Source organism: Natrinema salsiterrestre, from assembly GCF_029502005.1.
Taxonomy (GTDB): domain Archaea; phylum Halobacteriota; class Halobacteria; order Halobacteriales; family Natrialbaceae; genus Natrinema; species Natrinema salsiterrestre.
This window is the reverse complement of sequence record NZ_JAMQOT010000007.1, coordinates 220,149-226,845: the sequence shown is the minus strand read 5'-3', so window position 1 is coordinate 226,845 and position 6,697 is coordinate 220,149. Positions and strand designations below refer to the sequence as shown.

Below are 6,697 nucleotides of genomic sequence, written 5' to 3'. Positions count from 1 at the left end.
ACATAATGGTCCACGTTCGATGACGCGATGATCGCCGACCGATCGGGCGTCACCGAACTACCAAGGCTAACATCAGATCCCATCTGTACGGCGGACCGCAGGGGTGGAATCCTCATCTCTTGCGGATGTATTCGTAAGCCGTCTGGGGTACATAACCCCTTCGGACTCGAGCCATCCAAGGTGGCGAAGTGCGTCGCGCACCTCGCCTCTTCCTTCGTATCTATTCATAATCCCGGATCACTACTTAAGGCCTGCGAACCATACCTCCGAAGGTAGGTAGTAACACACAACACGGGAACGTCCAAATACTGTGCCAGAGTCAAAGCAACCAGCTATTTGCCAGGTCCCCTGGCAAATCACAACAGGACGGACACGAATCAGTTCGATTGCGTTCGAGTTCCGGATCCACAGAACCCGAACCATCACAGGTTCTTTCACCGAAAAAGTCGGAGATAGGGTTGGACATTCTCTCGGAGCACCGTCCGTATCACTCGCAGGAGTAGTGTCTGACGATCCGGGTTACGGTCGCGTGCTGTGACTCCTCGAGTTCGAATTACCACGTAGCATACAGAGTCGATCGTCGCTGGCAGGCTCCATGGGCCCTGACGGATTCGAACCATCGACCACTCGGTTATGAGCCGAGCGCTCTAACCAGACTGAGCTAAGGGCCCTCCAATCGGGAGGAATCGCGCGTGCTAATTAACGTTTGCTGTCGAGTCTGCACGATAAAAAGGATTGACGACGCCTACGCACGCAACGCCTCGAGTTCGTCGTCACTCAGTGCAGCGTCCAGCTCGGCTTCGCTGTGGTCCTCGAGTACGTCTTCGCGCTCTTCGGCTTCGAGGTCGGCTAGGGATTCGAAGTGATGACACATAGCACTCGAATGAACGCGTTCGCGTTCAATAAAGGCTGGTTCAGGGATAGTGACTGCTCGCCGGTAGAGACACTGCAGACGCACCAGTGAAGGAGGGGGCGGACGTCGAGCCTATTCGGGCTGATAGTCCGCGAGCGTCTGGTCGCTCGTTCCGGCGCGGTGACGCGTCGCCAGTCCGGCGAGGTGTGGCGTCTCGGGGACGATCAGTTCCTCGCACGCGGTTTCACAGGCGCTTTTGCTACCGGGGAGGCAGAAAACCGGCGTGTCGACGGCGATCCCAGCTGTCGCACGCGAGGCCATCGCTCGCGTGCCGACTTCGTCCCAGGAGAGCGAGCGGAACAACTCGCCAAAGCCCGGTAACTCTCGCTCGAACAGGGATGCCGTCGCCTCGGGGGAGACGTCGTCGACGGTGACGCCGGTACCGCCGGTGGTGCACACGACGTCGATATCTCGGCGTGCGACCAGTCCTCGTACCGCAGTCCGAATCGCCGAGTAGTCGTCGCGAACCAGCAGGCGTTCGCTGACCTCGTGGCCGTCGGCCTCGAAACACGCTTGGACCGTGTCGCCACCCGGATCGTCGGGGTCGTCTTCGCCCGCGCGTGAACTCGAGACGGTGACGATCCCCACGTGGAGCGGGTCGATGATGTCGTGGCCGTGATCGTCGGTACTCCGTCGGTCGTCGTGATCGCTGGTCATGTACTCATATCGCTGCTGGAGAACGATAATACCTCCCTCGGATAGCCGAGTGCTGTGCCACTACTCCGAGTAGCCGTCCGCATCGATCGCGAATCGGGATTACGGCTGTCGAAGTTCCTCAAGCACCCCGTCACACTCGGTCGATCGAGCAGGGATGGACGCGCCGCCAGATCGGAGGTCGAATATCGGATAGTGAACGGAGGGGGTTCGACCACGTATTCACAACGGAATGCTACCAAGAGCAGGAGCTCGGTCTATCTATTGTGAATCGGGAAGAAGCGCCGAAGCCAGGACTCGAACCTGGGACAACCTCGTATCTGCGGCGAACAGGCAGTACCTGCGTCGCCGTAACAGCGAGGTGCTCTACCATCTGAGCTACTTCGGCTCATCTCCTGATAGCCGGGTGCATTTGATAGGGCTTTCGTTTTGCCCGCATCGTGTTCGACACTCTTTCACGCACCGCTCGAGTACGCTCATTCAATGAGCGAGGAGGACGACGAGTCCGACGATGGAGACGGGAATCGCGACCTCGAGCGAGTCGTCGCCGAGGTTCGAGACCGCGTCGATCCGGACGAGGACGAACGCGCGCGGCTCCGCGAGGTGGCCGATCGGCTCATGGATCGCGCCGGAGTCGCGGCGACGGAGCGGTGTGCCGGCGCCGACGTGTTGCAGGTCGGGTCGACCGCCCGCAACACCTGGATCAGCGGCGACCGGGATATCGACGTTTTCGTCCGATTCCCGCCGGAACTCGACCGGGAGACCCTGGAGGAGTACGGCCTCGCAGTCGGCCATGCGACCCTCCCGGACGGGCACGAGGAGTACGCCGAACACCCCTACGTGAAAGGGGAGGTCGACGGCTTCGACATCGACGTCGTCCCCTGTTTTCGGCTCGAGTCGGCCACCGAGATTCGCTCGGCCGTCGATCGGACGCCGTTCCACACCCAGTACCTCCGAGAGCGACTGGACGACGACCTCGCCGGGGACGTCCGCGTCACGAAGCAGTTCCTGAAGGGGATCGGCGTCTACGGCAGTGATCTTCGGACCCGAGGGTTCAGTGGCTACCTCACGGAGTTGCTCGTCTGTGAGTACGGTGGCTTTCGGCCGCTGATCGAGGCCGCAGCCGACTGGCATCCGCCGGTCGTACTCGATCCCGAGGATCACGGTCACGCACGCGGGACGGGTTCGTCGTCTCGAGACGAGGTGGTCAGCGACGGCGATCCGCCGTTCGACGATCCGCTGATCGTCATCGATCCGACGGACCCGGAACGCAACGTCGCCGCCGTCTGCTCGGCGGCGAACGTCGCCCGGTTCCAACACTACGCTCGCGAACTCCTCGAGGAGCCACAACTCGACCGCTTCGAGTCCCGCGAGCCGGAGCCGTTGGCCGAAGCAGAACTCCGCGAGCACCTCGACGGGCGAGGAACGACTCCCGTGGCGATCCGATTCGAAGCGCCCGACCTCGTCGAGGATCAGCTCTATCCGCAACTCCAGAAGTCCCTCGCGGGGGTCACGCGAGGGCTAGACGACCGCGGATTCGATGTCTTTCGAGCGACAGCGATCGCAGATGACACCGCCGTCGTCTTCGCGGAACTCGCCGTCAGCGAGCGTCCCGCCGTCGAGCGCCACCGGGGACCGCCGGTCCACGTTCGCGACCACGCCGAAGGGTTCTACGACACCTACGCGGACGATCCGACTGCGTACGGCCCGTTCATCGAGGACGGACGCTACGTCACCGAGCGAGAGCGCGAGTTCACTACCGCTCGCGAGTTCCTCGAGAGCGATCGCCTCTTCGACGTGGGACTGGGCGCACACGTCGAAACGGCGCTCGAGGACGGGTACGAGGTTCTGGTCGATGAAGACGTAACTGGGCTCCTCGAAGAGTTCGGGACGGAACTTGCGGAATACTTCCAGCCCCGTCCCTGAATTCGACCGGGAAGAACAGCCCGAACGAGTCGGGGGCGCTACAGCTCGTCGACGTCTAACTCGAGATCGTGTGCCTCACAGACGTCCTCGAGCGTCGATTCGGCGTTCTCGCCCGGCTCGTCGTCGGGTTCGATCGGCTCGCGGCCGTCGAACGTCTCGTGGACGAGCGCGACGCTGTCGGCGAGCACGTCCAGTCCGTAGCCGCCTTCGAGGACGAACGCCAGTGCTGCGTCGGTGTCATCGGCGAGCGATCGGACCCGGTCGCTCAGCAGGGCGTAGGCCTCCGTCGAGAGTCGAATACGCGAGATCGGGTCGTGACGATGCGCGTCGAAGCCGGCGCTGATCAACAGCAGATCCGGATCGTACTCGGTGAGCGCGGCGGCGATCGGCCCGTCGAACGCGGCCAGATACTCGCGATCGTCGGTTCCGGCCGGCATCGGGATGTTCATCGTCGTCCCCTCACCCGCACCCTCACCGATCTCGTCGACGTCGCCGGTGCCGGGATAGAGCCCCTGCTCGTGCAGCGAGACGAAGAAAACGTCGCCGCGGTCGTAGAAGATATCCTGCGTCCCGTTACCGTGGTGGACGTCCCAGTCGATGATCGCGACCCGGTCGACGTCGTACTCGTCGTGATCGAGCGCGTGCTGGGCGGCGACGGCGACGTTGTTGACGAAACAGAACCCCATCGCGTTGTCGTAGACGGCGTGATGTCCCGGCGGGCGACCGATCGAGAAGGGCGTATTCCGACCCGTCGCACCCTCGAGAGCCGCGTCGGCGGCCCAGCAGGCGAGCCCGGCGCTCCGACCGGCCGCCTCCCACGTTTCTTCGACGGCTGTCGTGTCGGGGTCCCAACTCCCGCCGCCGTCGGCGCAGAACGCCCGGACGGACTCGAGATAGTCGCGTTCGTGGACGGCCGCCATCGTGTCGAGGTCGCAGGCGTCGGCCTCGACGTACTCGACGCCGTGTTTCTTCTTCAGTCGCTCCCGAATCGCCCGTAGCCGGTCCGGCGACTCCGGGTGGCGCGAACCGGGATCGTGTGCGAGACAGAGCTCGCTGTAGCCGAACTGCATCTGCTTACTCGAACAACGAGAAGTACGTCTCGATGTCGTCGTCGGTGATGGTCCGCCGGTCGGCGTGGTGCGCGAGAATCGCGGCCGCCCGGGCGACGTTGTCCGCGTAGTCTTCGAGAATATCGGCCAGTGCGACGCGGGCGTCCATCGAGACGCGATAGCGGTCGTCGATTTCGAGCCTGGCGATTCGGTCGACCGGGGCGACCGGTAACTCGAGGTCGTCCTTGTCGACGACCCGCTCGACGCCGAAATCCTGGGCCATCAGCGTCTTGCGGCCGTCCGTCGTCGCCTCCTCGGCCGCGTCGATTGCGAGGTCGCTCCCGTGTTCCTGAATCCGCGTTGCGAGTTGCTTCGACGCGTCAGCACTCACCCGAAGGTCGCCCGCGTTCCGCCGGATGATCGTATCCACCGGGGCGAACGGGAGTTCGACGTTCATATCATGATAGGCGAAGCTAACTCCCTTAACGCTTTTCCTAGGTGGCCGATGAGGTTGCTCGCGGCGTCAGAACACGTCGTTCGCCTCGAGACGACCGTCACGGACGATCCCTCGGGCGGTTACCTCCTCGCCGAGGCCGACGTCGACGTCCGTCGTGACGCTCATCGTCGTCTCGCCGTCGTCGAGAACGATCGGGTCTCCCGCCTGCACGACGACGCCGGTGAACTCGAGTTCCGCTCCGTCCGAGGGATCGTCCGATTCGGCACCGGTACCGTCGGGATCGTCCCGCTCGGGCGTGGTTTCGGCCGCTGTACCGGAAGCATCGCTCGAAGTAGTCGAACCGGTCCCGTCCGCCGCCGTCTCCGTATCCGACCCGTCCTCACCGGCGAAGGCCGACAGGCCAGCGTTCTCGTCGCTCGAGGCGTCGGTATCGCGTTCGGAACCACTGCCGCCGGCCGAGTCCGACTCGAGGACCGTGATCGTCGACTGCCAGCCCGCGGAGGCCTCGAGGTCGTCCTGCCAGCCGTCCTGGATCTCGACGTCGCCGAGTGCGACTTCGTCGCCCGGGCCCACGTCGATGTCGGCCTTGTCACCCCAGAGGGCGACGCGGATGTCGCCGGTCGCGTCCTGCACGCGGATGTTTCGAACCTGGCCCTCGGAGCCGTCGTCCCGGTCGAAGGTCCGTTTCGGATCGGCCGAGCGGACGACGCCTGCGATATCGACCGTCTGGTCGATCTCGAGGTCGTCGATCGGCGTATTCTCGGGGACGTACTCGACGTCTTCGTCGACTTCCTCGACCGCCCCGCGGTTGCCGACGTGGAGCTCGAGGCTCCCGTCGCGTTCCTTGACGTAGCCGTCGATCACCTCGACGGTCGTGCCGGCCTCGAGTTCCGTCGCGAGGTCGGCCTGTTCGTCCCAGAGCGTGACTCGGATGCGACCCGTCGAATCGCCCAGAACGAGGTTCGAGACCTTCCCCTCGGAGCCGTCGTCGCGGTCGAAGGTACGCACGCTGTCGGTGTCCAGAAGCAGCCCGACGAGGTTGACGTTCGAGAGGCCGAGCGAGAGGTCCTCGACGGTGTACGTGTCGGAGATCTGGACGTCGATCTCGGTGTCCGGATCGGGTTCGACGTTGTCGACGCTGATCTCGACGCCGCTGAATCCCTCCTTGGGTCGGCCCTTGATTCGCAGGACCTGTCCCTCCTCGAGTTCGTCGATCGCGGCTTCCGCGTGATCGTCCCAGAAGGCCGCCCGGACGGAGCCGGTCTCGTCCGCCACTTCGACGTTGACGACCTGGCCGTCCTCGTCCTCGCCGTCGCGTTCGAACGTCCGTTTCTCGCCGATCGAGAGGACCTTGGCGACGAACTTCGCCTCCTCCATGCCGGGTTCGATGTCGGCGATACCGCCGACCTCGCTCTCGCCGACCTCGTGAGCGACGAGCATCGCCGCCGTCTCCTCGTCCGCGAGTCCACCCATCTGCTCGACTTTCGCCTCGACGGCCTCGCGAAACTCCTCGAGAGAAACGTCGGCCTCGAGGTCCTCATATACGCCCTCGATGTCGCTCATTCTATGCTCGTGCATGGGTAGCCCGCGCATAAGCGTTATCCATTCGGTATCTCGGTGTCGTACCGCGTTCGACGTGAACGGGACCCACGACGCGAGAATCGTGAAAATCGTCCGGGACCGATCCGACACCGACCG

The 6,697-nt window shown here is 63.9% G+C and carries 6 protein-coding genes and 2 tRNA genes; 1 reads left to right on the top strand and 7 read right to left on the bottom strand.

The features are described from left to right. Nucleotides 1–596: 596 nt before the first annotated feature. The 4 genes from NDI89_RS18750 to NDI89_RS18735 form a co-directional block, all read right to left on the bottom strand. A tRNA-Ile gene (locus NDI89_RS18750) sits at nt 597–671 on the bottom strand. 74 nt (nt 672–745) lie between these two features. Beyond that, nucleotides 746–874 carry a hypothetical protein gene (locus NDI89_RS18745; RefSeq protein ID WP_277523735.1) on the bottom strand — a complete coding sequence of 43 codons (129 nt, stop codon included), beginning with the start codon at nt 872–874 and terminating at the stop codon, nt 746–748. 111 nt (nt 875–985) lie between these two features. Next, nucleotides 986–1,570 carry a MogA/MoaB family molybdenum cofactor biosynthesis protein gene (locus NDI89_RS18740; RefSeq protein WP_277523734.1) on the bottom strand — a complete coding sequence of 195 codons (585 nt, stop codon included), beginning with the start codon at nt 1,568–1,570 and terminating at the stop codon, nt 986–988. Between the two features lie 279 nt (nt 1,571–1,849). Continuing rightward, a tRNA-Asn gene (locus tag NDI89_RS18735) sits at nt 1,850–1,955 on the bottom strand. Nucleotides 1,956–2,050: 95 nt separating this feature from the next. Here NDI89_RS18735 and cca point away from each other — a divergent pair. Beyond that, on the top strand, nt 2,051–3,493 hold the full coding sequence (gene cca / locus NDI89_RS18730) for a CCA tRNA nucleotidyltransferase (RefSeq protein ID WP_277523733.1): 1,443 nt from the start codon (nt 2,051–2,053) through the stop codon (nt 3,491–3,493). Between the two features lie 38 nt (nt 3,494–3,531). Here the strand turns inward: cca and NDI89_RS18725 are convergent, their stop codons facing one another. The 3 genes from NDI89_RS18725 to NDI89_RS18715 all read right to left on the bottom strand — a co-directional run bounded on the left by NDI89_RS18725 (nt 3,532) and on the right by NDI89_RS18715 (nt 6,562). Next, a complete protein-coding gene (locus NDI89_RS18725; RefSeq protein ID WP_277523732.1) occupies nt 3,532–4,563 on the bottom strand; it encodes a histone deacetylase family protein in 1,032 nt (343 codons plus the stop codon). A gap of 4 nt (nt 4,564–4,567) precedes the next feature. After that, a complete protein-coding gene (locus NDI89_RS18720; protein WP_226005215.1) occupies nt 4,568–4,999 on the bottom strand; it encodes a histone family protein in 432 nt (143 codons plus the stop codon). Between the two features lie 66 nt (nt 5,000–5,065). Continuing rightward, a complete protein-coding gene (locus tag NDI89_RS18715) occupies nt 5,066–6,562 on the bottom strand; it encodes a single-stranded DNA binding protein (protein ID WP_277523731.1) in 1,497 nt (498 codons plus the stop codon). Nucleotides 6,563–6,697 lie beyond the last annotated feature (135 nt).